Source organism: Streptomyces sp. NPDC100445, assembly GCF_044759735.1.
Classification (GTDB): Bacteria; Actinomycetota; Actinomycetes; order Streptomycetales; family Streptomycetaceae; genus Streptomyces.
Map to the genome: position 1 here is coordinate 808610 of NZ_JBIVZV010000001.1, position 24591 is coordinate 833200.

The window sequence follows — 24591 nt, forward strand, 5'->3', positions numbered from 1 at the left end:
CATGCAGGGGCGTATCAGGGGCAAGTGGGCAGAATGGAATCGCTCACTTTCGACAGCGACGACCTGGATGTGACGGAGGACTTCCTCAGCCGGGCCTACGCCAGGATGCGCATCGCCAGTGCCACCCCCGGCGCCAACCACGCCCGGGTCCACCGCGCCGGACTGTCCTCGGTGAGCGTCGACGAGCTGGCGCTGGACTTCGAGATGCGCTACTCGGTGTCCCCGCTGGGCCGGATCTGCCTGTGCGTCGTGCACGAGGGCACCGTGCGGGACCACGGCTTCCGGGGGGTCGAGGACGCCTTCGGGCCGGGTGACGTGGTGCTGTTCGCGCCGCCGGACCTGCCGTACACCGGGCGGATCTGCAACGCCCGGTACAACATCACCATGCTGGACCCGGAGCTGCTCGCCCAGGTGGCCTCGGGTCCGGCCGGCTCGCCGCCGGTCCGGCTGACCGGCCACCGGCCCCGCTCGGCGGCGGCGGCCCGTCACCTGAGCGGGACCATCGCCCACCTGCGGGACCACGTGCTGTCCGACCCGCAGATCGCGGACCAGCCGCTGGTCGCCGCCACGGCCGCCCAGTACCTCGCGGCGAGCGTCCTGGCCGCCTTCCCCAGCACGGCGCTTGTGGAACCGACCGGGACCGATCGTCACGACGCGCACCCGGCGGTGCTGCGCCGCGCGCTCGCCTACATCGACGACCACGCCGACCAGCCCGTCACGGTGGCGGACATCGCCGGCGCGGCTCATGTGACGGTGCGCGCGCTCCAGTACGCCTTCCGCCGGCACCTGGACACGACACCGCTCGCCCATCTGCGCCGGGTGCGGCTCGCGCACGCCCACCGGGAGCTGGTGGAGGCCGACCCCGGCAGCGGGGTCACGGTGACCGCGATCGCGGCCCGCTGGGGTTTCCACCACCCGGGCCGCTTCGCCTCCCTGTACCGGCAGGCCTTCCGGCGCTCCCCGCACCAGTCGCTGTCCGGCTGACGGTCGTCCCGGGCGGGGCGCCCGCCCCGCCCGGGACGCGGGACGGCCTACGGGAAGGACGTCACCTTGGACGGTACGGTGCTGGTCCCGGAGGTGGGCGCGCCGGTGCTGTTGACGACGTGGGCGTACTGCCCCTGGCCGCCGAGGGAGATCACCAGCAGGTCGTGCATCCGGATGCCGGAGGTGGTGGGCACCTGGAAGCCGTGGGCCTGGACGATCGAGGGATCGGCCGTGAAGTTGCAGTAGCTGCCCAGGCCCCACGCCTCGTGCGTGCCGACCGTGTCGGCGACCTTGTAGGCCGCGTAGCCGACGATGCCGTCGTGGGTGACGGCGGCGGCGTTCGGGACGTCGTACGCCTTCTCGTTCTGGAAGAAGATCGTCCGGCCGCGTTCCCCGGCCCAGTAGACGTCGTACTTGTTGAAGTGTTCGACGAACAGGCCGGTGGCGAGCACGTCGTTGCCGTTCACGCGCAGCCCGTAGTCGGCGCGGTTGGTGTTCCAGCCGACGCCGCTGCCGTGGTCGGCGCGCCAGAGCCAGGTGTGGTCGATGACGACGTTGTTGCTGTTCACCACGACCGAGTTGGTGGCGAGGCCGGGTCCGGCGCCGCCGATGCGGACGAACACGTCCTGCATGGTGGTGGGGTCGGCGGAGTGGTCGGCGGTGGAGCCGGGCGTGCCGATCCGCAGGAGGATGTCAGAGTTGACCGAACCCGCGTCGATGAGGAAACCGGCGAGCCTGACGCCGTCCACGTCGGCGACGTGCACGGCGTCGACGCCGTTGTCCGGGACGAGGGTGGCGAGACCGAGTCCCAGGACGACCGTGTCGGCGCGGGTGACGTCGAGGGTCCGGTCGAGGTGGTAGACGCCGGGTGTGAACAGCAGGTTGAGGCCCTGGGCGAGGGCCGCGTTGATGGTGGTGGCCGTGGCGCCCGGCTTGACGACGTAGAACTGGTCGAGCGGGAGGGACGTGCCGGCGTTCGCGGGCCAGGAGACGCCCCGGGCGTTGGTCCGCTTGGCCGGGACGAACACCTTGTAGGCGGAGCCGTCCAGGTAGAGGAACGGCTTCTCGCGGGAGACGGGGGTGGTGTCCAGGGTGGTGTACGGGCCGTTGTCGAAGTTGGTCGCGGGGGCGCCCTGGACTCCGGAGAACGTCATGTTCCACACGCCGTTGCTCCATCCGCCGACCGAGCTGTCGCGGGTGTACCACTGCTGCTGGGAGTACGGGCCGACGGTGCCGTCGACCTTGGAGTCCGCGATGTAGCCGCCGGAGGCCCAGCCGTAGCCGTTCGGGGCGAGGTTGAGGCCGCCCTGGACGTGGATGCGGCGGAAGGGCGCGGCCTGGGCGACGGCCCAGCGGTCGGTGCCGTTGGACGGCTTGATCGCGAGGTTCTCCGCCGAACGCCAGAAGTTCTGGGTGGCGTTGCCGTTGAACCAGCCCGCGTCCACGGTGACGTCACCGTTGATCTGCGTGTCGTCGGGGTTCAGCCCGAGTCCGGAGATCGAGGTGTAGAAGCCGATCTGGGCGTTGATGCCGTTGTACGTGCCGGGCTTGAGCAGGAACTGGTAGCGGCCGCTGCCGAACTGGGCCGACTCCTGCTTGGCGAAGACGTCGTCGAACTTATGCTGGAGGTTGGGGGTGGAGGGGTCGACGACGATGACGTTGGGACCGAGGTCGCCGCCGCCCTGGACCGGCGGGACACCGGTGGAGCCGGTGTGCACGGCGACCTCCCACAGCGAGTAGCCGTATCCGGTGCCGCGCGCGGTGCCCAGGACGCGGACGTACCGGCCCGAACCGCTGACGTCGTACGAGGCGGTGCCGCCGGTGGCGCCGGTGACGGTCTTGAGGGTGTTCCAGCTCTGTCCGTCCGACGAGGCCTGGAGCTGGAAGTCCTTGCCGTAGGCGGCCTCCCAGTTCAGGTCGATCTTGCACAGGTCCTGGACGGAACCGAGGTCGACCTGGAGCCACTGCGGGTCGGCCGCCTGGCTGGACCAGCGGGTCGTGGTGCTGCCGTCGAAGGCGGCGGAGGCGGGGGTGCCGGCGTTCTCGGTGGAGGAGGCGGTGGCGGTCCGGCCCTGGGCGGCGTTGGCGGTGCCGCAGCCGGTCCCGCCGGTGCCCGCGGTGCCGAACACCTGGAACTCCCAGAGGGAGTAGCCGTACGAGGTGGCCCGGTGGACGCCGAGCATGCGTACGTAACGGCCCTGACCGGACACGTCGAGCGCGTCGACACCGCCGTCGGAGCCGGTGACGGACTTCAGGTCGGTCCAGGTGTTCCCGTCGGCGGAGATCTGGACCTTGTAGTCCTTGCCGTAGGCGGCCTCCCAGTTGAGGACCACCCGGCTGACGGCGGCGGTGCCGCCCAGGTCGACCTGGAACCACTGGTCGTCACCGGTGGCCGAGGACCAGCGGGTTCCGGTGTCGCCGTCGACGGCCAGGCCGGCGGCGGTGCCGTTGTTCTCCACGGACGACGCGGTGGCCGTCCTCCCCTGGGACAGGGGGGTTTCGGCCGCGGCGGCCGAGGGATGGGTGGCGGGAAGGGCGATCAGCGCTGCCACGGCGGACAGCGCTATGCCCAGGGATCTGAGTCTCATTGCGGCGGCTCCAGACGGCTCGAGGGTCAAGCGGCTGACCCCACGGCTTAGTTCATGTTTTGATTTAAGTGATGAGTCAAGCCGGCCACAAGCCTTGTGACGCCACATCCTTCAACTACCGCGCGGAGACCGCGGAGCCGGGCACCGCTGCGCGGAGCGGACGGAACGGATATCGGTACCGGCACCGGTACCCGTACTGGTACCGGCCGGGGACACCGGTCATGACAGCGGTTCCCGCCAGGACAGCAGGCGGACCAGTTCCGCGTCCGGGGTGCCGGGGCGGCCGGCGACGGCGGCAGGGCGGGAAGGGGCGCGGGTGCCGCGCGAAAGACCGCCGCTGACGGTGATGTTGTGCTCCACCCGGGGGCGGCGCAGCCGCTCGTACCCGGCCAGCGCGGCCGGCAGACCGGGCAGGTCACGCAGCGCCTTGGCGAGTACGACGGCGTCCTCCAGGGCCATCGAGGCACCCTGGCCGGTCGCCGGCGAGGCCGCGTGGGCGGCGTCACCGACGAGCAGGACGCGTTCCCCCCGCCAGACGGTGCCGAGCGGCAACTCCGTCGCGTCGGTGACCATGATGCTGTCGCCGGCCTCGACGAGACCGGCTGCGGGCGTGTCGTCCGCCCGCAGCAGCGGCAGCAGGTGCGCGCGCAGCACGGCGGACGGCCCGGCGGCCGCTCCGGCGGGCAGCGGGTCGCCGGCGGCGCGGGCGAACCAGTACGTCTCCCCCGTCGGCGAGACCGCGTACCCGAAGGCGGTCGAGCCGCCCCGCACCATGGTGATCGCCCCGGCTGCGGCGGACTCGGGCGCGGCGCCGGTGCGGCCGTAACCGTAGTAGACACGCTGGCCCGCGTACACGGGTCGGACGCTCGGCGCCAGGAGCCGGCGCACGGCCGAGTGCAGGCCGTCGGCTCCGACGAGCAGGTCCCCCGTGGCGGTGGTGCCGTCGGCGAAGCGGGCGGTGACGGCGTCCGGGCCGTCCGTCAGAGACACCAGCCGCGCGCCGTGGCGCAGCCGGATCCCGCGCCGGACCGCCTCGCCCTGGAGGGCCGCGCTCAACTCGCCGCGCCGCAGGCAGCGGTAGCGCAGCGCGGGGTCGTCGGCCTCGCCGAGCGGTCCGCGCGTCACCTCGGCGCCCCGGTCGTCGAGCAGCCGCAGGGAGGTCAGCGGGAAACCGACGGCGGTGACGGCGTCCGTGGCGTCCAACTCGGCCAGGGCGCGCATGCCGTTGCTCGCCAGCGTCAGGAAGGCGCCGATGTCCTCGGCCGTGTCCGGGTGGGCCTCGAACACCGTGACGTCGTGTCCCGCCTTGTGCAGGCCCAGCGCGGTCGCGGTACCCGCGATGCCGGCGCCCACCACCAGAACCTTCATCGTGTCCGCTCCCTCGCTCCCGGGTCGCCGCACCCGCTCACCGCGCCGGAGTCGCGGGGCCGGCCCCCTGGCGGCACCGTCCCGGGATGACCCAGGCTGACCGGCATGGACTGGTCGCCACTGCTCTCCACCCTCTCCGGGGCCGCGATCGGCATCGTCGCCACTCTCATCGCCGATCGGAACCGGTGGAGGCACGACAATGCCAACGAAGCGCTCCGGCTGCGGCTCGACATCTATACGCAGTACACCACCATCGTGAAGGTCCTCGGTGAGACCCTGCGGGCTTTGGCCGAGCGGGACCACCCTTCCGCCGACGAGCGGGCGCTGGCGCTGCGCGAGGCCTTCCGGGAGTCAGGCATAGGCATCGCGTCGGAACGGATGTGGCTCATCGCGCCCCAACCTGTGGTCAAGGCCTCCAACAGCGTGTTCCACTGCCTGCGACGCATCTGCGACGGCTACGTCGACGGCACCGCCGTCAGCGATCCGGAGGATCGCGCCCGCTGGGAGGCACGCGGCAGGGCAGCCGCCGAGATGCGCAAGCTCATGCGTGAGGACCTCGGTGTCGGTCCACTCACCGAACGCCACAGCCCCCTTCTCGACGACCACGACAACCCGGCCGCGCGGTGAACCGATGATCACCTCCCCCTGGTCGGAGTGCTCTCCAGGAGGGGGAGCAGGCGATCCCAGTGACGCTTCAGCCCGGAGGCGCTGAAAGCATCGGTGTCGGACATGGTGAAGCCGTGGACGGTGCCGGGGTAGATCTCGGAGGTGTAGGCGATACCCGCGGCGTCCAGGGCCTGATTGAGTTCGCCGAGTCGCTCAGGCGTCATGTCGCCTTCGGCGTGGCCGAGGTGGACCCGGGCGGTGAGCTTCGAGAAGAGGTGGGGCCCGTCGACGCCGACGGGGCCGTGGAATGCGGCGACGGCGGCCACCTGGTCCGGATGGGCCGCGGCGGTGCGCATCGCGTAGAGACCGCCTACGCAGTAGCCGGTCACCGCGACCGGACCGGTGCCGACCTGGGGCTGGCTGGTGAGGAACCTGAGGTAGGCGTCGGCGTCGCTCAGAACCCGTTCGACGGTGTGCGCCTCGATCAAGGGCATCAGCCGGGCGAGGACGGCGGGTCGGTCCTCCTCTCCGATGTGCGCGGGAAGCTCGACCACCGGTGCCGGGCCGTGCCGGTGGAAGAGGTTGGGAACGAGCACGTAGTAGCCGTGCCCCGCCAGTTCGCGGGCCATCTCCCGCAGCACGGGCCGGATGCCGAAGCCGTCCGCGTACATCAGCACCCCCGGGTGCCGCGCGCCACGGTCTGGGAAGGCGGCGAACGCATCCGCCTGACCGTCAGCGGTGGGGATGTGCAGCGGCAACGTCTTGATGGGCATGGACTCTCCTGTCGTGGTTGATGTGCCGAGCCTGTGATCAACACGACGGAGGAGGAGCTCGCGCACCAGCGGAGGCTCCTCGGTCCAGCAGCGGGCCCGCACCGGCCCGTACGGCGCTCAGAGAGGCACCGGGTCACCGATCCGTGTGTGGCGCGAGGCCGTCCCGGTCATCATGGTCGCGCAGCGTAGTCCACCGGTCCGAGCGGACGCCAGCACGCGACTCCGCAATGCGGCAGGTCGACCGCGGCACAACTCAGCAGCCGGGAGTGCCCGTTGTCATCCGTCACCGCCGCCTCACCGAGTGCCCTGGCGGAGAGCCGCCGTGCCGCCCTCCCCCTCCTGGTGGCTCGGTCCGGCCGCGTATGCCAGCGGAGGGGCGATCGCCTGGGCGTCCACTCCCTCGCCGACCCATAGCGCGATGAACAGCGCAGCGGTCGCTTCCAGGAGTCCCGCACGTTCGAGACCGCCGCCGGCCACGGCTTCACAGCCCAGGTCCCGTACCAGCTCACGCACGCGCGCGAGGGCGCTCTCATCGTCTCCGCAGACCGGGACGGCCAGTGGCCGCCCGTCGAAGACCGGCGACCGCATGCGCCACACGTCCTCGTGGCAGAGGTTGAAAGCCTTGATCACATGGGCTTCCGGTGCCGCCGCGGCCAGTTGCTGCGCGGCCGAGGGGCCTCCTTCCGTCAGCAGCCGGAAGCCCGGCCCGACCGGGTTGGAGCAGTCGAGCAGCACCTTGCTCTCCAGGGCCGCGCGCACGTCCCGTACCACCTCCGCTCCCGCCCCGAAGGGCAGCGCGGCCAGCACCACTTGACCGAACTCGGCCGCCGCGCGCAGAGAGGCGGGCCTGGCGCTGCCTCCGATGCGCGTCGCGAGTCGTTCCGCCTTGTGTGTGTCCCGTCCCCCGATGGTGACGTCGTGCCCGGCCCGCGCCCAGTGGGTGGCGAGCGCGTCGGCCATGTTGCCCGTTCCCAGTACGCCGATTCTCATCACGTGGTCCCTTTCCGTGCCTGGTTCGATCGTTCACACCGACGCTAGACAGCCGTTCGGGCACCATTCGGTACGTGACGACCGATGCCTTCCTCGCCGACTGCCGCGCCCGCCTCGCCTTCGACCTGTTCTCCAACACCTGGAACGCCGTGGTGCTCTGGGCACTGCGCGACGGTCCCTGGCGTCCGGTCGAACTACGGGAACGGATCGGGGGCATCAGTTCCAAGGTCCTCACCGAGACTCTGCGCCGACTCCAGTTCAACGGACTGGTCGACCGGCAGGCGGCCCCCGACGCACCGTCACGGGTCGAGTACCGACTCACAGCTCTGGGCCGGACGTTGTTGGTGCCCATCGACGCCGTCGGCGCCTGGGCCTTCGAGTACGGCGATGAGGTCATGGCGGCCCAGGAAGCGGCGTGCGCCCCTGATCCACAGTCCCCGCCCCCTGCACGCTAGTGGCTCGTCCCGGACCCTTGGTCGGGAATCCACAGGCTGCCGGGATGGCGACGATCACCGCTCCGGACGTGCGGTTCGCTGCTGCGGAGAGGCACGCGCCGCGACCTCCGTGCACCGGCACGCCCCCCTGGGGGACGGATGACCGGCCGTCGAACGGGTACGTGCCGGCCATGCGGGTGAGCGTGGTGGACGCGGGATCGAACACGGTGCGACTGGTGATCGCGGACGTGGTGGGCGGCGTTCCGCTGCCGGTGCACACCGTCAAGTGGAAGCTGCGCCTGTGCGAGCACGCCGGCACGGACGGCACCATCGCCGACGAGGCCGTGGACCGGCTGGTGAAGGCGGTGGCGTCGGCCGGCGCCACGGCCCGCAGGTGGCGGGCGGCCGGGCCGCTGGCCTTCGCCACCACGGTGGTGCGCAACGCCCCGAACCGGGCGGACGTCCTCGGGCGGGTGGCGTCCGGGACCGGCATCCGCATGTGCACGATGCCGGGTGAGACCGAGGCCGAGCTGACCTTCCTCGCGGCCCGCCGCTGGCTGGGCTGGAAGGCCGGCCCGCTCGCACTGCTCGACATCGGCGGGGGCTCGCTGGAGGTCGCGTTCGGCCGGGGGCGGCTGCCCGACTTCGCCGCGTCCCTGCCGCTCGGCGCGAGCCGGCTGACCCGGGAGCACCTGGGCGTCCAGGACCCGCCGGGACCGGGCGAGCTGAAGGAGCTGCGCCGCCGCATCCGTCACGAGCTGCGGGACGTCGCCTCGCGGATCCGCTGGGAGCGGCCGCGCACCGCCGCCGTCAGCTCCCGTACGTTCCAGCAGCTGGCCCGGTTGTGCGGGGCCGCGCCCGGGCGGTACGGCCCGTTCGTCGAGCGGGAACTGGCCTGCCGGGACCTGCGCGAGGCGGTGCGCTCGCTCGCCTCGCTGCCCGCCGCCGAGCGGTCCCGGCTGCCCGGGATCTCCGCACCGCGCGCCGCGCAGAGCCTGGCCGGGGCGGTCGTCGGGCACACGGCGCTGAAGCTGATGGGCCTGCCCCGGGCCGTCGTCTGCCCCTGGGCGATCCGCGAGGGCGTCCTGCTGCGCTACGCCGAGGACGGCGTCGACTGGTGGACGGACATCACCGACACCGGCGACCCCACGGCCCCGCCCCCGGCGACGACCCTGCGCATCGCGGCACCACCCGCGTGACACTGCGCCGGCCGCGTGACACCGCGCCGCCCGCGCCGGCGCACGCGAAACCGGCCGCGACGCAAGGCACCCGTGCCGGTGCCCGGCGATCAGCGGGCGCGGGTGCGGAGGGTGCCGGCCGTTCTCAGCAGGCGGTCGGCGGGGACGCGCAGCCCCGGGTGGGCCAGCACCGTGTTCCGCAGGCCGCGCACCGGGCGTCGCCACAGGCGCCGGGCCAGCGCGACGGGGTGGGGGCGGGCCGCGAAGCCCTCACCGACGCGGAGTTCACGGGTCTTGAGCCAGTCCTTGTACTCCTTGTCGCCGCGCCCCAGGTCCACCAGGGCCACCCCGTGCCGGGCGGCGGCCTCGGCGGTCCGCAGGTGCATCATCAACCCGGGCGAGTAGGCAGGGAGTTCCGGGTCGTAGGCGGTGAACCAGGCGGCCAGCACGGTGCCCGACCGGGGGCCGAAGTGGGCCGCGACCGGCCGGTCGCCGGCGTACAGCACGGACAGCACTCCCGTGAGGTGGTCCTCCCGGACGTGGAACAGGTGGTCCACCAGGCCGACGATCCAGGGCCGGGAGAAGCGGTCCATGCGGCCGGTCCTGCGGTACTGCGCGGACTTCCACCGCATGAGGGTGCGCAGCGCCTCCGGGTCGCGTTCGTCGAAGACGAACCGCACCTCGCCGACGTCCCGGCCGAGCCGGCGTTCCTTCTTCAGCGTCGTCTTGGCCAGTTTGGGGTATGTCGCGCGCAGCCACTGCGCGTAGGTGCCGTCGCCGGGTTCCACGTCGATCACCGGTGAGGCGAAGGTGCCGGTGACGTGGGGCCCGAACGGCGCCTGTTCCCGGACGAGATGGTCGAACTCGAAGACACTGAGGCCGCAGGCGCGCAGCAACTGTCCCACGTCCCAGGTGACTCCGGGCAGGTGCACGAGGGCCTGGCAGTCGGAGAGGCCGAGTCCGACGGCCCGGCCGGTGCCCAGCGGCCCCCGCTCGTAGGGCAGGAAGCCGACCGGTTCCCCGCCGTCGCGCAGTACCGCCACCTGTACCCCGGGCCGGAACCGGCCGACCCCGGCGGCGAACTCCGGGGCCAGGAACGGATTGGCGTACTCGGGCGACTCGTCCATCGCCCGGTGCCACGCTCCGCGCAGGGCGGGCGTCAGGTCGCCGGGCCGGTGGACGGTGATCTCCACGTCAGTGATCCCCCCGTGCGCGCGTCCGTCCCCAGGGCGGCGGCGTGCCGGGGGCCGCACCGCCCGGTGCGGCGTGCGGACCGTGGTTGGTGCACCCCATGCGCCCCCTCCCCCGTGCCTTCATGAGCGCGCCGGACGCGCCACCGGAGCCCAGTCCCCCGCGCATGGCTCGAACCTGGCGAAACAGTACGCCGCCTGTCAAGGGTGCCCCGGGTGCCCGGCGGCCCGGCCGGGGGTGGGGCACGGCACCGCGGTATTGACATGAACCTGGAACGACCTCGACGCTGCGTGCGTGAAGTTGCTCGTTCGACGCCCTTTCCGAGCGTCTCCGAGCAACATCGCGTACGAACAGTCGGTCCGCGAAGATGCGAGAGGAGCTGTTCCGCCGTGCGAAGACTCCGACACCGTGTGCCGTGGCCGGCCCGGATACCGCTGGGGCTGGTCACCGTCCTGGCCGGGACCGCGCTGGCCGTCCCGGCGCCCGCCCGGGCCACCACCGCCCCGTCCGGCGCGGCGCTCGACCCGGCCCACACCAGCGTCACCTGGCACAGCCCGGTCTACGCCAGGGGCACCGGCGCCGGGCCGGAGAAGTGCCCCGGCGCCGCCGACGACCCCGGCGGCGAGGTCTGCGGCCGCTTCGACCTCACCGTCTCGGTGCCGGACGGCTACTGGGACGACAATCCTGAGGGCGGTGTCCCGCTGTCGGTCGGCTGGGAGCACCCCTCGGACGACTTCGACCTGTACGTCTACGACGACCACGGCAAGCAGGTGGCGTCCGGCGCGGGCACCGCCGACCCCGAGGCCACGGTGATCCCACGGGCGTCGGGGACGTACCACGTCGTGGTGGTGCCGTACGACGTGCACGACAACTCCTTCACCGGCACCGCCTATCTCCCGGCCACCGAGGACGCCGGTGACCTCACCTCCTTCTCGGGCGGCGCCGGCCGCTACACCATCGGCGCCGGCCGGCTCACGGCCCGCGCCGACTTCCTGGTGGACGGACAACTGCGGCTCCGGGCGGACCCGTCGGGCACGCCGAGCGACCCGGCCGGTACCGCGATCGTGCGCCGGCAGCCGGCTCGGCAGTGGCACACCTCGTCCTTCGACGCGGGCGCGTACTACGGCATCCGGTCTCCGCAGGCGGTGCTGCGCGTGTACAAGAAGCCGCTGCGGTTCGGGCTGTACGAGCCGGACGACCGCACCCGGATCTGGCAGGAGGACAAGCCGCTGCGCTGGTCGACCGGCGGGATGCGGCAGAGCCTGCTGCGGGGCGCGGACGAGCAGTTCTTCGGCGGCGGCGAGCAGAACGGCGGCTTCTCGCACCGCGGGCGCACCGTCCACGTGGCGAACAGCTTCGACTGGAACGAGGGCGGCTACAACAACTCGCAGCCGTTCTACCTCTCCAGTGCGGGCTACGGCGTCTTCCGCAACACCTTCGCACCGGGCGTGTACACCTTCGGCTCGCCGGTCACCACGGGCCAGCAGGAACGGCGCCTGGACGCCTACTACTTCCTCGGCGACGCCAAGCATGTCATCGGCCGGTACACCGCGTTGGTGGGCAGACCCTTCATGCCGCCGGTGTACGGCCTGGAGCCGGGTGACTCGGACTGCTACCTGCACAACGCCAACCGCGGCGAGCGGCACACCCTGGACGCGCTGAGGACCGCCGACGGGTACACCGCCAACGGCATGCCGCTCGGCTGGATGCTCGTCAACGACGGGTACGGCTGCGGCTACGAGGACCTGGAACGGACCGGGAAGGGCCTGCGCGACCACCACGCCCAGCTCGGCCTGTGGACCCAGGACGGCATCGGGAAGCTGGCCGAGCAGGTGCGGGCCGGGCAGCGGGTCGCCAAGCTGGACGTGGCGTGGGTCGGCAACGGCTACCGGTTCGCGCTGGACGCCTGCGACGCGGCGAAGCGGGGGATCGAGGACAACAGCGACGCCCGCGGTTTCGTGTGGCTGCCGGTCTCCTGGGCCGGCGCACAGCGCTGCGGGGTGCTGTGGAGCGGCGACCAGAAACTTTCCTGGGACTACATCCGCTGGCAGATCCCGACGTACGCCGGGGCTACCCTGTCCGGGATCGCCTACGACACCGGTGACGTGGGCAGCATCTACGGTCACGACGCCGCCATGTACACCCGTGACCTCCAGTGGAAGACGTTCCTGCCGGCCGTCATGACGATGGACGGCTGGGCCACCGACCTCACCACCGGCAGGCCCGCCGACCAGCAGCCCTGGCGCGACGGCGAGCCGTACACCTCCGTCAACCGCAGGTACCTCCAGCTGAAGGAGCGGCTGCTGCCGTACATGTACACCCTGTCCGCCGGGGCGGCGCGGACCGGAGTGGGCGCGGTGCGCCCGCTGTGGCTGGAGTACCCGGACGACCCCGGCACGCTCGGCGCCGGTGCGGCGTACGAGTTCCTGTCCGGACCGGACTTCCTGGTCGCGCCGGTCTACCGGGACGCGGACACCCGCGACGGGATCTACCTGCCGAAGGGCACCTGGACCGACTACTGGTCGGGCCGTACCTACCGGGGCCCGACCACGGTCGACGGCTACCACGCGCCGCTGGACACCCTTCCGCTGTTCGTCCGCGAGGGCGCGATCGTGCCCATGTGGCCGAAGGGGACGACGAGTTGGCAGACCCGCGACCGGCACGAGCTGGACTGGGACCTCTACCCGGCCGCGCACGGCACCAGCCACTACACGCTGTACGAGGACGACGGCGTCACCCGTGACTTCGCCCGGGGCTCCGCGGCCCGCCAGCGGGTGTCGCTGCGCCGGGACGCCCGGGGCACCACCGCGGTGGTCGGGGCGAGCCGGGGCCACTACGCGGGCAAGGTGGCCGCCCGGTCGTACCGATTCACCGTGCACGGCGGCACGGCGCCCGTGCGCGTCCTGCTCGACGGCCGCCGACTGCCCCGCCACGCCTGGTCGTACGACGCCGACCGCCGGGTCACGACCGTCACCACGGCGCGGCTGCCGCTCGACCGCGGTTTCACGGTCCGCTTGGTCGACGAAAGGTAAAGAGATCGTATGGTCTAGTCCAAAGAGCAAGTTGGTCTAGTCCAACTTATTGACGTGATCGCGACCACTCCCGGAGGGTGGGGCTCCCCGTTCCCGGGTCCCCACCCTCTGGAGGCACGCATGAGACGTCTTCGGGCATGTCTGGGCGCGGCGGCAGCCGTCACGCTCGCCGCCGCCGGCAGCACCGCACTGGTCGCGGGCAGCGCCTCGGGCGCGACGACCGCGCTCAGCAACCGCTGGTACGCCGCCGCCCCTTACCTGATGCCGCTGGACAACGAACCGCCGGACCCGGCCGCCATCATGGACGCCACCGGCCTGAAGGCGTTCCAGCTCGCCTTCATCCTCGCCCCCAACGGCGGTGGCTGCGCGCCCACTTGGGGCGGCACGTCGTCCGTCTCCTCCGACACGGCCGTGCAGTCGGTCATCAACACCATCCGCGCCAAGGGCGGCGACGTCTCGGTCTCCATCGGCGGCTACGGCGGCACCAAGCTCGGCCAGGCCTGCGCGGACCCGGCCTCGACGGCCGCGGCCTACCAGCAGGTCATCACCAAGTACGGGCTGCACGCCATCGACTTCGACCTGGAGGAGCCGGAGTACGAGAACACCGCGGCGATCAGGAACGAGATCGGCGCCGCCAAGATCCTCCAGCAGAACAACCCGGGACTGTACGTCTCCGTGACCACGGCCGGCACCGCGGACGGCACCGGCTGGTTCGGCAAGCAGATGCTGCTGGAGGCCAAGTCCCAGGGCTTCACCCCGAACAACTTCTCCATCATGCCGTTCGACGGCGGCTTCAACGGCGCGGCGAGCCAGACCAGCGCGCTCACCAACTTCAACTCCATCCTCCAGTCCACGTTCGGTTGGAGCCAGGCGACCGCCTACGCCCACGAGGGCTTCTCGGGCATGAACGGCCGCAGCGACACCGGCGAGTACTTCACCCAGGCCGACTTCCAGACGGTGCTGGACTACGCGACGAGCCACAACATGGACCGGTTCACGTTCTGGTCGCTCAACCGCGACCGGCAGTGCACCCCGGCCGACAACGGCGGCCGTACGTCCGGGACCTGCTCCAGCGTGGCCCAGAACTCCTGGGACTTCGCCAAGTACTCGGTGAAGTTCGCGGGCGCCACCCCGCCGAGCACCACCCCCACCCCCACCCCGACGCCCACGCCCACCCCGACGCCCACGCCCACCCCGACACCCACCCCGGGCGCGTGCAAGACCGCCTGGAACGCGACGACGGCCTACACGAGCGGCAACGAGGTCTCGTACAACAAGCACAACTGGAAGGCCAAGTGGTGGACCCAGAACGAGGTGCCCGGCGCCTCGGAGTGGGGCGCCTGGCAGGACGAGGGCGCCTGCTGAGCTCCCGGCCGGCCGTGACCTCTCGCGGACGGTGACCTGACGTGACCGCGTGTGACCGCTCGTGCCACTGTCCGTACGACCGCTGGGGACGGAGCGCCGGAACACCACCGGCACCCGTCCCCACCTGCGGGACTGGTGGAAACGGCGCGACGGTCGTAGCGTCGAGGGCACGCGGTCGGACACAGCACGACGGGTGGGAGCGGCCATGCGCGGATCATTGGTGGGAACGACGGTCTCCCTTGCGGCGGGCGTCCTGCTGACAGCGGCGATGACGACGGCCTCGGCCAGTCCGCCGCCCCCGACGCACCGGACGGCCCCGCCGCCGCGGCCGATCCTCGTCGACTGCCTGTGGCACCGCACCGTGCGCCCCGCCGACTTCATCCTGGCCTGCGGCGACGGCAACAGCCGCCTCACCGCGATGCACTGGTCGCGGTGGAACGGCCGGGCGGCGACCGCGGCGGGCGTGAACCTGCTCAACGACTGCAAGCCGTACTGCGCGGCCGGCACCTTCCGCCGCTACCCGGTGACCGTGCGGCTGGACGGCGCCCAGCCCTGGAAGAAGGACCCCGGCGTCCGGCACTACACCCGGATGAGCCTGACCTACACCGGCGCCCTGCCGGAGGGCTTCCAGCGGGTCATGACCTACCCGCTCTGGGACTGAGCCGGCCGGCCGTCACCCGGGCGCGCCGCGTCCGGGGCCGGCAGGTGGGCCGCGCGGGCGACGTCCCGGCCCCGGCTCCCGCCACCGGCCGCCCGCGTCCCCCCATGGTGGTGTGACCCCGCACGTCGGCGCCCCGCGCGCCGACCGAAAAGAGGTCACATGCCCCCGCTCCTCCGCCTGGCCGCTGCCGCCACGGCCGTGCTCGCGCTCGGCGTGGTCGCCGCGGCGCCCGCACCCGGCACCGACCCGGTCGTCACCGCCGCGCGCGTCCTCACCCACTTCGACCCGGCCGGCCGGCAGACGCCCGAGAACATCGCCCTGGAACCCGACGGCTCCGCCGACCTGACCCTCGCCCTCGCCGGTCAGATCGCCCGCGTCACCCCCGACGGACGGACCCGCGTCCTCGCCACCCTGCCCGCCGTGGCGGATCCCGCCACACCGCTCGTCCACAGCGCCGTCGTCACCGGCATCGCCCGCGCCCACGACGGCACGCTGTACGTCGACTACGCCACCGGCACCGGCGCCACCGGCATCTGGCGCCTCTCCCCCACCGGCGGAGCACCCGAGTTCATCGCGGCGCTGCCCGCCGACGGGCTGCCCAACGGGCTCGCCCTCGACGAGCGACGGGGCGTGCTGTACGCGGCCGACTCGGTGCACGGCACCGTCTGGAGCGTCCCGCAGGCCGGTGGCACGGCCACGAACTGGGCGACGGGCACGGCGCTCGCTCCCCTCTCCACGCCGTCCGCCTCGGGTTTCGGCGCCAACGGCGTCAAGGTGCACCGCGGCGCGGTCTGGGTGTCCAACACCGACCGGGGCACGCTGCTGCGCCTCCCCGTCGGCGCGGACGGCGCCGCGGGCCCGGTCGAGACGCGCGCCACCGGCCTCGACGGCATCGACGACTTCGCCTTCCCCGGCCAGGGCAGGAGCGTGCTGGCCGCGCTGAACGCCGGCAGCAAGGTCGTCCTGGTCCAGCCGGACGGCACCGCCACGACCGTGCTCACCGCGCGGGACGGGCTCTCCAACCCGACCGCCGTCGCCGTGCTCGGCCGGACCGTGTACGTGCCGAGCGGCGCGTACGTCACCCGGCGCGACCCCAACCTGCTCGTCGCCCGCCTGCGCCACCTCGTCGACCACCGGTGACGGGCGGCGCGCACACGCGCCGTCCCGGCCGGCCGGGTGGTGGCCGGCCGGGACGGCGCCGCGACCGGGTCAGGCGAGTTCGGCGAGGAGGTCGCCGCCCTCGACCTGCTGGATGCGGTTGATCGCGAGGCGTGACACCCGGCCCGCCTTCTGGGCGGTGATCGTGGCCTCCATCTTCATCGCCTCGATGGTGGCGATCGTGGCACCGGCCGCCACCTCGTCGCCCTCGGCGACCGCGAGGGTCACCACACCGGCGAAGGGCGCCGCGACATGCCCGGGGTCACCGCGGTCGGCCTTCTCGGTAGCGGGGATGTCGGAGGCGGCGGCCCGGTCGCGGACCTGGATGGGCCGCAGCTGGCCGTTGAGCGAGGACATCACGGTCCGCAGCCCGCGCTCGTCGGCCTCGCCGACCGCCTGGAGTTCGATCAGCAGCCGGACGCCGGGCTCCAGGTCGACGGCGTACTCCTTGCCCGGGCGCAGGCCGTAGAAGAACGCCTTGCTGTCCAGCACACTGGTGTCGCCGAAGGACTGCCGGTGGGTGTCGAACTCGCGGGTCGGTCCGGGGAACAGCAGCCGGTTGAGGGTGGCCCTGCGGTCCTTGGCCAGCCCGTCGCGGTCCTCGGCGGACAGCTCGGGCACGGGCCTGGCCGCGGCCCGGCCCTGGAGCGCCTTGGTGCGGAACGGCTCCGGCCAGCCGCCGGGCGGGGTGCCCAGCTCGCCGCGGAGGAAGCCGATCACCGAATCGGGGATGTCGAACCGGTCCGGGGTGTCCTCGAATGCCTCCGGGGAGACACCGGCGCCGACCAGGTGCAGGGCCAGGTCGCCGACCACCTTGGAGGACGGGGTGACCTTGACCAGCCGGCCGAGGATCCGGTCGGCGGCGGCGTACATCGCCTCGATGTCCTCGAAGCGGTCGCCGAGCCCGAGCGCGACGGCCTGGGTGCGCAGGTTGGAGAGCTGGCCGCCGGGGATCTCGTGGTGGTAGACGCGGCCGGTCGGGGACGCGAGGCCCGCCTCGAAGGGGGCGTAGATCCTGCGGACGCCCTCCCAGTACGGCTCCAGGTCACCGACGGCCTGGAGGTCCAGGCCGGTGGGCCGCTCGGAGTGGTCCGTGGCCGCGACGATCGCGGACAGCGACGGCTGGGAGGTCGTGCCGGCCATGGAGGCCACGGCCCCGTCCACCGCGTCGGCACCCGCCTGGATCGCGGCGAGGTAGGTGGCGAGCTGGCCGCCCGCCGTGTCGTGGGTGTGCAGGTGCACGGGCAGGTCGAACTCCCGGCGCAGCGCCGAGACCAGCTTGGCGGCGGCCGGCGCGCGCAACAGGCCGGCCATGTCCTTGACGGCGAGGACGTGGGCGCCGGCGTCCACGATCTGCTCGGCGAGGCGCAGGTAGTAGTCGAGGGTGTAGAGCCGCTCGGCCGGGTCGCTGAGGTCGGCGGTGTAGCAGAGGGCGACCTCGGCGACGGCCGTGCCCGTCTCCCGTACGGCCTCGATGGCGGGCCGCATCTGGCCGACGTCGTTGAGGGCGTCGAAGATGCGGAAGATGTCGATGCCGGTGGCGGCGGCCTCCTGCACGAAGGCGTCCGTCACCTCGGTCGGGTACGGGGTGTAGCCGACGGTGTTGCGGCCGCGCAGCAGCATCTGGAGGCAGATGTTGGGGACGGCCTCGCGCAGGGCGGCCAGCCGTTCCCAGGGGTCCTCGGCGAGGAAGCGCAGCGCGACGTCGTAGGTGGCGCCGCCCCAGCACTCCACGGAGAGCAGCTCGGGCAGGGTGCGGGCGACGGCCGGGGCGACGGCCAGCAGGTCCTTGGTGCGCACCCGGGTGGCCAGCAGCGACTGGTGGGCGTCGCGGAAGGTGGTGTCGGTGACGCCGATGGTCGGCGAATCGCGCAGGTGCCGGGCGAAGCCCTCGGGGCCCAGTTCCACCAGCCGCTGCCGTGATCCGGCGGGCGGTTCGCCGGCGGGCAGCGGCGGCAGCTTGGTCAGCGGGTCGAGCACGTCGGGCCGGGCGCCGTGTGGCTTGTTGACGGTGACGTCGGCGAGGTACGTGAGCAGCTTGGTGCCCCGGTCGGCGGAGGAACGGGACGTCAGGAGGTGCGGGCGCTCTTCGATGAAGGAGGTGGTTACCCGGCCCGCCTGGAAGTCGGCGTCGTCCAGGACGGCCTGGAGGAAGGGGATGTTGGTCGCCACGCCCCGGATGCGGAACTCGGCGACCGCGCGCCGGGCCCGGCCGATCGCGGCCTGGAAGTCCCGGCCCCGGCAGGTCAGCTTGACCAGCATCGAGTCGAAGTGCGCGCTGATCTCCGTACCGGCGTGGGTGGTGCCGCCGTCGAGCCGGATGCCCGAGCCGCCGGGCGAGCGGTAGGCGCTGATCCGGCCGGTGTCCGGCCGGAAGCCGTTGGCGGGGTCCTCGGTGGTGATGCGGCACTGGAGGGCGGCGCCGCGCAGGGTGACCGTGTCCTGGGACAGGCCGAGGTCGGCGAGGGTCTCGCCGGAGGCGATCCGGAGCTGGGCCTGGACCAGGTCGACGTCGGTGACCTCCTCGGTCACGGTGTGCTCGACCTGGATGCGCGGGTTCATCTCGATGAAGACGTGGTTGCCGTCGCGGTCGAGGAGGAACTCCACGGTGCCGGCGTTGCGGTACCCGATCTCGCGGGCGAAGCGGACCGCGTCGGCGCAGATCCGGTCGCGCAGGGCCGGGTCCAGGTTGGGGGCGGGCGCCAGCTCGATGACCTTCTGGTGGCGGCGCTGCACCGAGCAGTCCCGCTCGTACAGGTGGATGACGTCGCCCGCGCCGTCGGCGAGGATCTGCACCTCGATGTGGCGCGGGTCCACGACGGCCTTCTCCAGGAAGACCGTCGGGTCGCCGAACGCGGAGGCGGCCTCGCGGGAGGCGGCCTCGATGGACTCGCGCAGCTGGGCCGGGTCCGCGACGCGGCGCATGCCGCGTCCGCCGCCGCCCGCGACCGCCTTGACGAAGAGGGGGAAGCCGATGTCGTCGGCGGCGCGCACCAGTTCGTCCACGTCGTTGGAGGGCGCGGAGGAGCCGAGCACGGGCACTCCGGCGGCGCGGGCGGCGGCGACCGCGCGGGCCTTGTTGCCGGTCAGCTCCAGCGTGGCCGCGTCCGGGCCGACGAAGGTGATGCCCGCCTCGGCGCAGGCGCGGGCCAGTTCGGGGTTCTCCGACAGGAAGCCGTATCCCGGGTAGACGGCGTCGGCGCCGGCCCGTCGGGCGGCGGCCACGATCTCCGCCACGGACAGGTAGGCCCGTACGGGGTGTCCGGGCTGCCCGATCTCGTACGCCTCGTCGGCCTTCAGCCGGTGCAGCGAGTTGCGGTCCTCGTGCGGGAAGACGGCGACGGTACGCGCGCCCAGTTCGTAGCCCGCCCGGAACGCGCGGATGGCGATCTCTCCACGGTTGGCGACCAGCACCTTTCGGAACATCCTGGATTCCCTTCAGCTGCCTGCCGGCGACGAACACCCTGGTGTCGGCCACGCCTGCCGTATCTCGCGGCCACCCTAGGGGGTGACCGCGCGGGTCGAGGTGCGAAAACCGTCACACCGGCGGGGTGGGCGACGCCACACGCGAGCGCCGGCCCGACCCGACGGAGGGCGGTCACCACGTCACCAGTACAGCAGCCCACGCCCCGGCACGGCAGCCGACGACCCACCCTGCCGGGCGCGGGGTCCCGGGGCGGTCGGCGGGGACGGGCAGGGCGCGGGTCGGCAGGGGTGGCGGAACCCGGACGTCCGCCGGGCCGGGGCACGCGGGGTGTCGGGGTGCGGCGGCCGGGGCCGTCGGGGTGTGGGGGCCGGGGGTCCCTCGCGGCCAGCTACGACCCGACCGAGGCCGAGAGCATCAGGAACCGCGCCGGAACCTTCGGCCGGTCCCGGGGCGGTCGGCGGTGGTAGGCGGAGGCCGGCGCGGGGCCGGGCCCGGACGTCCGCCGGGCCTGCGCGCGCGGGGTGTCGGAGGCGGCGGCCGGGGGCCCCTCGCGGACAGCTACGACCGGACCGAGGCCGGGAACCGGCCACCGCGGTGACGCGGCAGCCGGCCGCGCCGGTTCAGGAACCGCGCCGGAACCCCCGGCCGGTCCAGGGCGGTCGGCGGAGACCGGCGCGGGTCCGCGCGGGGCTGGGCCCGGGCGTCCGCCGGGTCCGGGCGCGCGGTGTGTGGGGGGCGGCGGCCGGGGGTCCCTCGCGGTCAGTTACGACCCGTACGGAGGCAGAGAGCTGGTCACCCGGTGGCGGCAATCGGCCGCATCTGTCCAGGTACCACGCCGGAACTTTCGGCCCGTGCGAGGGCGGTCGGCGGTGGCGGGCGGAGGCCGGCGCGAGGCCGGGCGCCGGGAGCCGGGCCGCGGTGGGGCGGCAGACGGTGGACGGCCCTACCGGGCGCGGTGCGGCGGCGCCCCTGGGCGGGCGGTTCCTGACGCTGTGCGAGGCTGCCGCCCCGCCCCGCTCCGGCGGCCGGTCCGGCGGCCGGTCCGACTACGGCATCCGGGCCGTCGGACTCGACGGCGCCCGACCGCCCGCGTCGGACGCGGCGTCCATGGGCGCTTCCTGATCCCGGGACCGCGCCGGGACCTCCGGCCGGGTCACGGGCCGGCGGCGCGGGGCCGGAAGTCGGGCCGGCGGCGCGGGGCCGGAAGTCGGGCCGGCGGCGCGGGGCCGGAAGTCGGGCCGGCGGCGCGGGGCCGGAAGTCGGCCCGGCGGCGCGGGGCCGGAAGTCGGCCGGCCTTCCCGGGCACAGGTACGGCCGCGCGGCGGCCGGTGGACGGCCTACCGGTCGAGGGACCGCGCCGGGACCCTCGGCCGGCTGCCGGGGCGGTCCGCGGTGGCGGGCGAGGGTGTGGGGGACGGCACGGTGCGGGTCGGCGCGGGACCGGGGCGCGGGTGGGCGACGGGGCCGGCCGTAGGGGGCGCGGTGGGGCGCGGGACGGCAGCCGGGACCGTCGAAATCCGGGGTGCCGGGCGGGTGGGCCACCGCGCCGACAGCCAGGACCGTGCGGCGGCGCGGAGCCGGGCGCCTCGTCCGTGCAGGAGCCCGAGGACGATCGCGCCGGCCACCGCGACCAGGTGCTCGCGGCCGGCCAGGTTGGGCACGGCGACGGACTCCCACACCATCGAGCCGCCGGTCATGGTGAACACCACCGGCGCCCGCCGGATCACCGCGAGATAGGTGAACAGGCCGACGACGGCCGCCGAGGGCCCGGTGTCGAGGATGTGCCCGGCCTCGGGCGGCAGCCCGAACCCCCACCAGCCGGGACCCAGCGCGATCATCAGGCGGGCGGTGAGGGTACCGGCCAGGGTGGTGGCGTAGGCGATCGCCAGCGTCCGGGCCCGGCCGAGGGTCAGCTCGGCCCAGGCGAAGGCGAGGAAGAGCTGGGTGATGCCCGCCCACACCGGCAGGTCGAGGGCGGGGACGTACAGCGACACGGGGGTGCGCAGCAGGGACAGCCACAGCGGCAGGTCGGCCTGGACACCGCCGAGGCGCCGCACCCACACCGCTCCGGTGGGGTGCTGGGCGATGTCGTGGAAGAAGACGACGCCGAACGCGGCGACGAACGCCAGCAGCAGCCCGGACAGTCCGCGCCGCGCGAACCGCCGTACGGGATCGACGACGATGGCCCGCCACTCGCCGCGCAGGGTGCGCCCCGTGAACCGGGCGAGCCGCACGAGGCGGGAACGGTACCGGCCGGCGCGCGGTTCAGTGGTCATGAGGCACGGCAGCCCATCGCCTTCGCTTCCCCCGTCATCTCCATCGCCCCTTTCACCTCGCTCCCGGTGGTCCGGCGGGGCGAGGCGTTTGTCCGTCCTGCGTCCGTTTTCAGGCGCCATCGTATAGACGTACGAAGCTCCCCCGGCCGACGGCTCCCGAGCCGGGCCGGCCCCTCCCGGCTCGTCTACCCCGTGTCCCCCGGGATGCGGCCACCGACAGTCCAGCGAGCGGCGGGAGGGGCGTCAAGGGCCGCAGGGAGCGGACCCCGGGCGGGCGGCCGGAAACCGTGCGAACCGTCCCGTTCCCGGCGAAGACACCGTTGTGACAGCCCAGTTGCCGGAACAGACAAGGAACCTTTCTGTTTCGATCACGAATTCTCGTATAGTGACCGCCAGTTCACCACCGGTGTCACCGCACATCGGCCGTACGCTTCCCGACCGCACGTTTCCAGCCCCACTGCCCGCATCTGCCGCGAGGACCAGACCGGACCGATGACCGCGCCCACCCATCCCGGCGAACGACCTTCCCTCCGCACGTTCGTGTCCGCCCTCGCCGTGACGGGAGTGCTGTCGGCGCTCGTGGTCTGCGCGGCCGTGGCGGTGGCCCCCGGTCCGGTGCGCGCGCCGCTCGCCTGGGGCGCCGGCACGGCGGCGGTCGTGCTCAGCGCGGTGGTGGCCACGGCCGCGCACGCCCTGCGGACCGCGCGGGACACCCGGCGCAGGCTGGAGGGCGCCACCCAGGACATCGGCCGGCTGCTCCAGCAGCAGGCCCGCGCGACCGAGGAGGCACGCCGGGAACAGCAGCGCCTCATCGACGAACTGGCCCGGCAGCGAGCCGAGTTCACGGAGTCGTTCACGGCCCGGCAGGCACGCCGCGAGGAGGAGGCCGCGCGGGAGCTGGACCGGCTCGGCCTGGAGAACGCGAGGCTGTCGGCCGAGTTGGACCGTGCCCGCCGGGAGCGGGCCGCCGCGGTTTCCGCGACCTCCAACGCCGCCGCGCGGATGCAGGCGCTCGCCACGGCCACGCTCGCCGACCTGCGGGCGATGGAGGAACGCCACTCCGACGAGGACGTACTGGCCGACCTCCTCCACCTCGATCACCGCACCGCGCAGGCCGGCCGGCTCGCCGACTCCGTCGCCGTCCTCACCGGGGCCCGTTCGGGCCGCCGTTGGGCCCGGCCGATCGGCATGGAGTCCATCCTGCGCGGGGCGATGGGCCGGATCGCCGGGTACCGCCGGGTGCGGGTGCACTCGGTCAGCGAGGCCGCCGTCGCCGGGCACGCCGCCGAGGGCGTGATGCACGCCCTCGCCGAACTGCTCGACAACGCCGCGAACTTCTCGCCGCCCAACGCGGAGGTCCACGTCTACGTCGAGGAGGTGCCGGCCGGCGCCATCGTCTCCGTCGAGGACAGCGGGCTGGTGATGGGCGAGGTGCAGCTGCGCCGCGCCGAGCGGGCGGTCTCCGGTGACGTCTCGGAGCTGGGCGGCCTGACCGGCACCCGGCTCGGGCTCGCCGTGGTCGGCCGACTCGCCCGCAAACACGGCTTGAAAGTGTCGTTCCGCCCGTCGGCGCGGGGCGGCACGGGCGTCCTGCTGCTCATCCCGCAGGACATCCTCACCGGCCCCGCCCCGGCCGCACCGGCCGTGACGGCCGCACCGGCCCCGCGCCAGAGCACCGGCGGACCCGTCCGGGCGCAGGCGCCGGCCGCCGTCGACGCCTCCCCCGTCCACGAGTCCGCCGCGCCGCCGCCGGAGGGCCCGACCGGGCTGCCCAAGCGGCGCCGGGGCCGTACCCTCGCCGAGGCCGAACGCGCCCGGTCCGCGCACGCCGCCCCCGCGGCCGGCACCGCACCGGGCGCCGACGAGGCCAGGACCCGCGCCGCCCGCTTCAGCAGCTTCCGCCAGGCGGTACGGCCGTCCGCACCGGGCACCGCACGGCCCGGCCCCGCGCACGGAGGCCCGGCGGGGGACTACGGCTCCGGAACCGCGCCGCAGGACCGCGACACCACCGGCGCCGCACACTCCGCCGCACCGGACGACCGGGCCGCGGACTCCCCGCGGGGCGCCGCCCACCACGGCTCCCCCGCCACCCCGTCAGACCCGCACCAGCACCAGCACCAGCACCAGCACCCGGAAGGCGACTCCCCCTCATGACCGGCCCGACCACCGCCGACGACAACCTCACCTGGCTCCTGGAAGGCCTGCTGGAGCGGACCCCGGGTGCCCGGCACGCGCTCGTGCTGTCCCGGGACGGGCTGAAGCTGTGCCGGACGCCCGAGCTGAGCGTCGACCAGGCCGACCAGCTCGCGGCGATCGCGGCCGGCATCCAATCGCTCTCCCACGGCGCGTCCGTGGAGTTCGGCGACGGGAGCGGGGGCGTGCGCTCGGCGATGGCGGAGTTCTACGGCGGTGTGCTGTTCATCGTGGAGGCGGGCGCGGGCGCCCATCTGGCCGTGATCGCCACGGAGGACGCGGACGCCGGTGTCGTCGGCCACAACATGAGCGAACTGGTCGAGCAGCTCGGCGCCTACCTGACCGCTCCGCCCCGTACCTCATGAGC

At 73.5% G+C, this 24591-nt stretch carries 17 protein-coding genes; 10 read left to right on the forward strand and 7 right to left on the reverse strand.

The annotated features are described in order from the left end of the window. Nucleotides 1-33 precede the first annotated feature (33 nt). Nucleotides 34-984: a helix-turn-helix transcriptional regulator gene (locus ACIQVT_RS03610; RefSeq protein WP_403746863.1), complete on the forward strand. Its 951-nt coding sequence runs from the start codon at nucleotides 34-36 to the stop codon at nucleotides 982-984. A gap of 47 nt (nucleotides 985-1031) precedes the next feature. Here ACIQVT_RS03610 and ACIQVT_RS03615 read toward each other — a convergent pair whose 3' ends face one another. After that, on the reverse strand, nucleotides 1032-3572 hold the full coding sequence (locus tag ACIQVT_RS03615; protein WP_403746865.1) for a discoidin domain-containing protein: 2541 nt from the start codon (nucleotides 3570-3572) through the stop codon (nucleotides 1032-1034). A 219-nt stretch (nucleotides 3573-3791) separates the two neighbouring features. Further along, nucleotides 3792-4940 (reverse strand): FAD-dependent oxidoreductase, encoded by a 1149-nt coding sequence (locus ACIQVT_RS03620; protein ID WP_403746867.1) that lies wholly within the window; start codon nucleotides 4938-4940, stop codon nucleotides 3792-3794. Nucleotides 4941-5045: 105 nt separating this feature from the next. Between ACIQVT_RS03620 and ACIQVT_RS03625 the strand changes: the two genes are divergently transcribed. Continuing rightward, nucleotides 5046-5567, forward strand: coding sequence for a hypothetical protein (locus tag ACIQVT_RS03625; RefSeq protein WP_403746870.1), 522 nt, complete (start codon nucleotides 5046-5048; stop codon nucleotides 5565-5567). Between the two features lie 8 nt (nucleotides 5568-5575). Here the strand turns inward: ACIQVT_RS03625 and ACIQVT_RS03630 are convergent, their stop codons facing one another. Together ACIQVT_RS03630 and ACIQVT_RS03635 are read right to left on the reverse strand one after the other, a co-directional pair. Then, entirely contained in the window at nucleotides 5576-6319 is a 744-nt protein-coding gene (locus ACIQVT_RS03630) for a dienelactone hydrolase family protein (RefSeq protein ID WP_403746871.1), read from the reverse strand. A 294-nt stretch (nucleotides 6320-6613) separates the two neighbouring features. Further along, nucleotides 6614-7309 (reverse strand): NADPH-dependent F420 reductase, encoded by a 696-nt coding sequence (locus tag ACIQVT_RS03635; RefSeq protein WP_403746874.1) that lies wholly within the window; start codon nucleotides 7307-7309, stop codon nucleotides 6614-6616. A gap of 74 nt (nucleotides 7310-7383) precedes the next feature. On the opposite strand from ACIQVT_RS03635, the gene ACIQVT_RS03640 reads away from it, so the two are divergent. Continuing rightward, nucleotides 7384-7764, forward strand: coding sequence for a winged helix-turn-helix transcriptional regulator (locus tag ACIQVT_RS03640; RefSeq protein ID WP_403746876.1), 381 nt, complete (start codon nucleotides 7384-7386; stop codon nucleotides 7762-7764). A 170-nt stretch (nucleotides 7765-7934) separates the two neighbouring features. Next, nucleotides 7935-8942, forward strand: coding sequence for a Ppx/GppA family phosphatase (locus tag ACIQVT_RS03645; protein ID WP_403746878.1), 1008 nt, complete (start codon nucleotides 7935-7937; stop codon nucleotides 8940-8942). A gap of 89 nt (nucleotides 8943-9031) precedes the next feature. Here ACIQVT_RS03645 and ACIQVT_RS03650 read toward each other — a convergent pair whose 3' ends face one another. Further along, complete coding sequence (locus ACIQVT_RS03650; protein WP_403746880.1) at nucleotides 9032-10114, reverse strand: GNAT family N-acetyltransferase; 1083 nt, start codon at nucleotides 10112-10114, stop codon at nucleotides 9032-9034. An 858-nt stretch (nucleotides 10115-10972) separates the two neighbouring features. Between ACIQVT_RS03650 and ACIQVT_RS03655 the strand changes: the two genes are divergently transcribed. The 4 genes from ACIQVT_RS03655 to ACIQVT_RS03670 all read left to right on the forward strand — a co-directional run bounded on the left by ACIQVT_RS03655 (nucleotide 10973) and on the right by ACIQVT_RS03670 (nucleotide 16310). Continuing rightward, nucleotides 10973-13144, forward strand: a complete 2172-nt coding sequence (locus ACIQVT_RS03655; RefSeq protein WP_403747886.1) for a TIM-barrel domain-containing protein — start codon at nucleotides 10973-10975, stop codon at nucleotides 13142-13144. A gap of 120 nt (nucleotides 13145-13264) precedes the next feature. Beyond that, nucleotides 13265-14509 carry a chitinase gene (locus ACIQVT_RS03660; RefSeq protein WP_403746883.1) on the forward strand — a complete coding sequence of 415 codons (1245 nt, stop codon included), beginning with the start codon at nucleotides 13265-13267 and terminating at the stop codon, nucleotides 14507-14509. A gap of 205 nt (nucleotides 14510-14714) precedes the next feature. Beyond that, nucleotides 14715-15170, forward strand: coding sequence for a hypothetical protein (locus tag ACIQVT_RS03665; protein WP_403746885.1), 456 nt, complete (start codon nucleotides 14715-14717; stop codon nucleotides 15168-15170). Between the two features lie 159 nt (nucleotides 15171-15329). Then, entirely contained in the window at nucleotides 15330-16310 is a 981-nt protein-coding gene (locus tag ACIQVT_RS03670; RefSeq protein WP_403746888.1) for a hypothetical protein, read from the forward strand. Between the two features lie 69 nt (nucleotides 16311-16379). Here ACIQVT_RS03670 and ACIQVT_RS03675 read toward each other — a convergent pair whose 3' ends face one another. After that, nucleotides 16380-19754 carry a pyruvate carboxylase gene (locus ACIQVT_RS03675; protein WP_403746890.1) on the reverse strand — a complete coding sequence of 1125 codons (3375 nt, stop codon included), beginning with the start codon at nucleotides 19752-19754 and terminating at the stop codon, nucleotides 16380-16382. A 1338-nt stretch (nucleotides 19755-21092) separates the two neighbouring features. Then, nucleotides 21093-22031, reverse strand: a complete 939-nt coding sequence (locus tag ACIQVT_RS03680; RefSeq protein WP_403746893.1) for a hypothetical protein — start codon at nucleotides 22029-22031, stop codon at nucleotides 21093-21095. Between the two features lie 492 nt (nucleotides 22032-22523). Between ACIQVT_RS03680 and ACIQVT_RS03685 the strand changes: the two genes are divergently transcribed. Together ACIQVT_RS03685 and ACIQVT_RS03690 are read left to right on the forward strand one after the other, a co-directional pair. Continuing rightward, nucleotides 22524-24185: an ATP-binding protein gene (locus ACIQVT_RS03685; RefSeq protein ID WP_403746895.1), complete on the forward strand. Its 1662-nt coding sequence runs from the start codon at nucleotides 22524-22526 to the stop codon at nucleotides 24183-24185. Beyond that, a complete protein-coding gene (locus ACIQVT_RS03690) occupies nucleotides 24182-24589 on the forward strand; it encodes a roadblock/LC7 domain-containing protein (protein ID WP_403746896.1) in 408 nt (135 codons plus the stop codon). The genes ACIQVT_RS03685 and ACIQVT_RS03690 overlap by 4 nt, the downstream gene beginning before the upstream one ends. Nucleotides 24590-24591 lie beyond the last annotated feature (2 nt).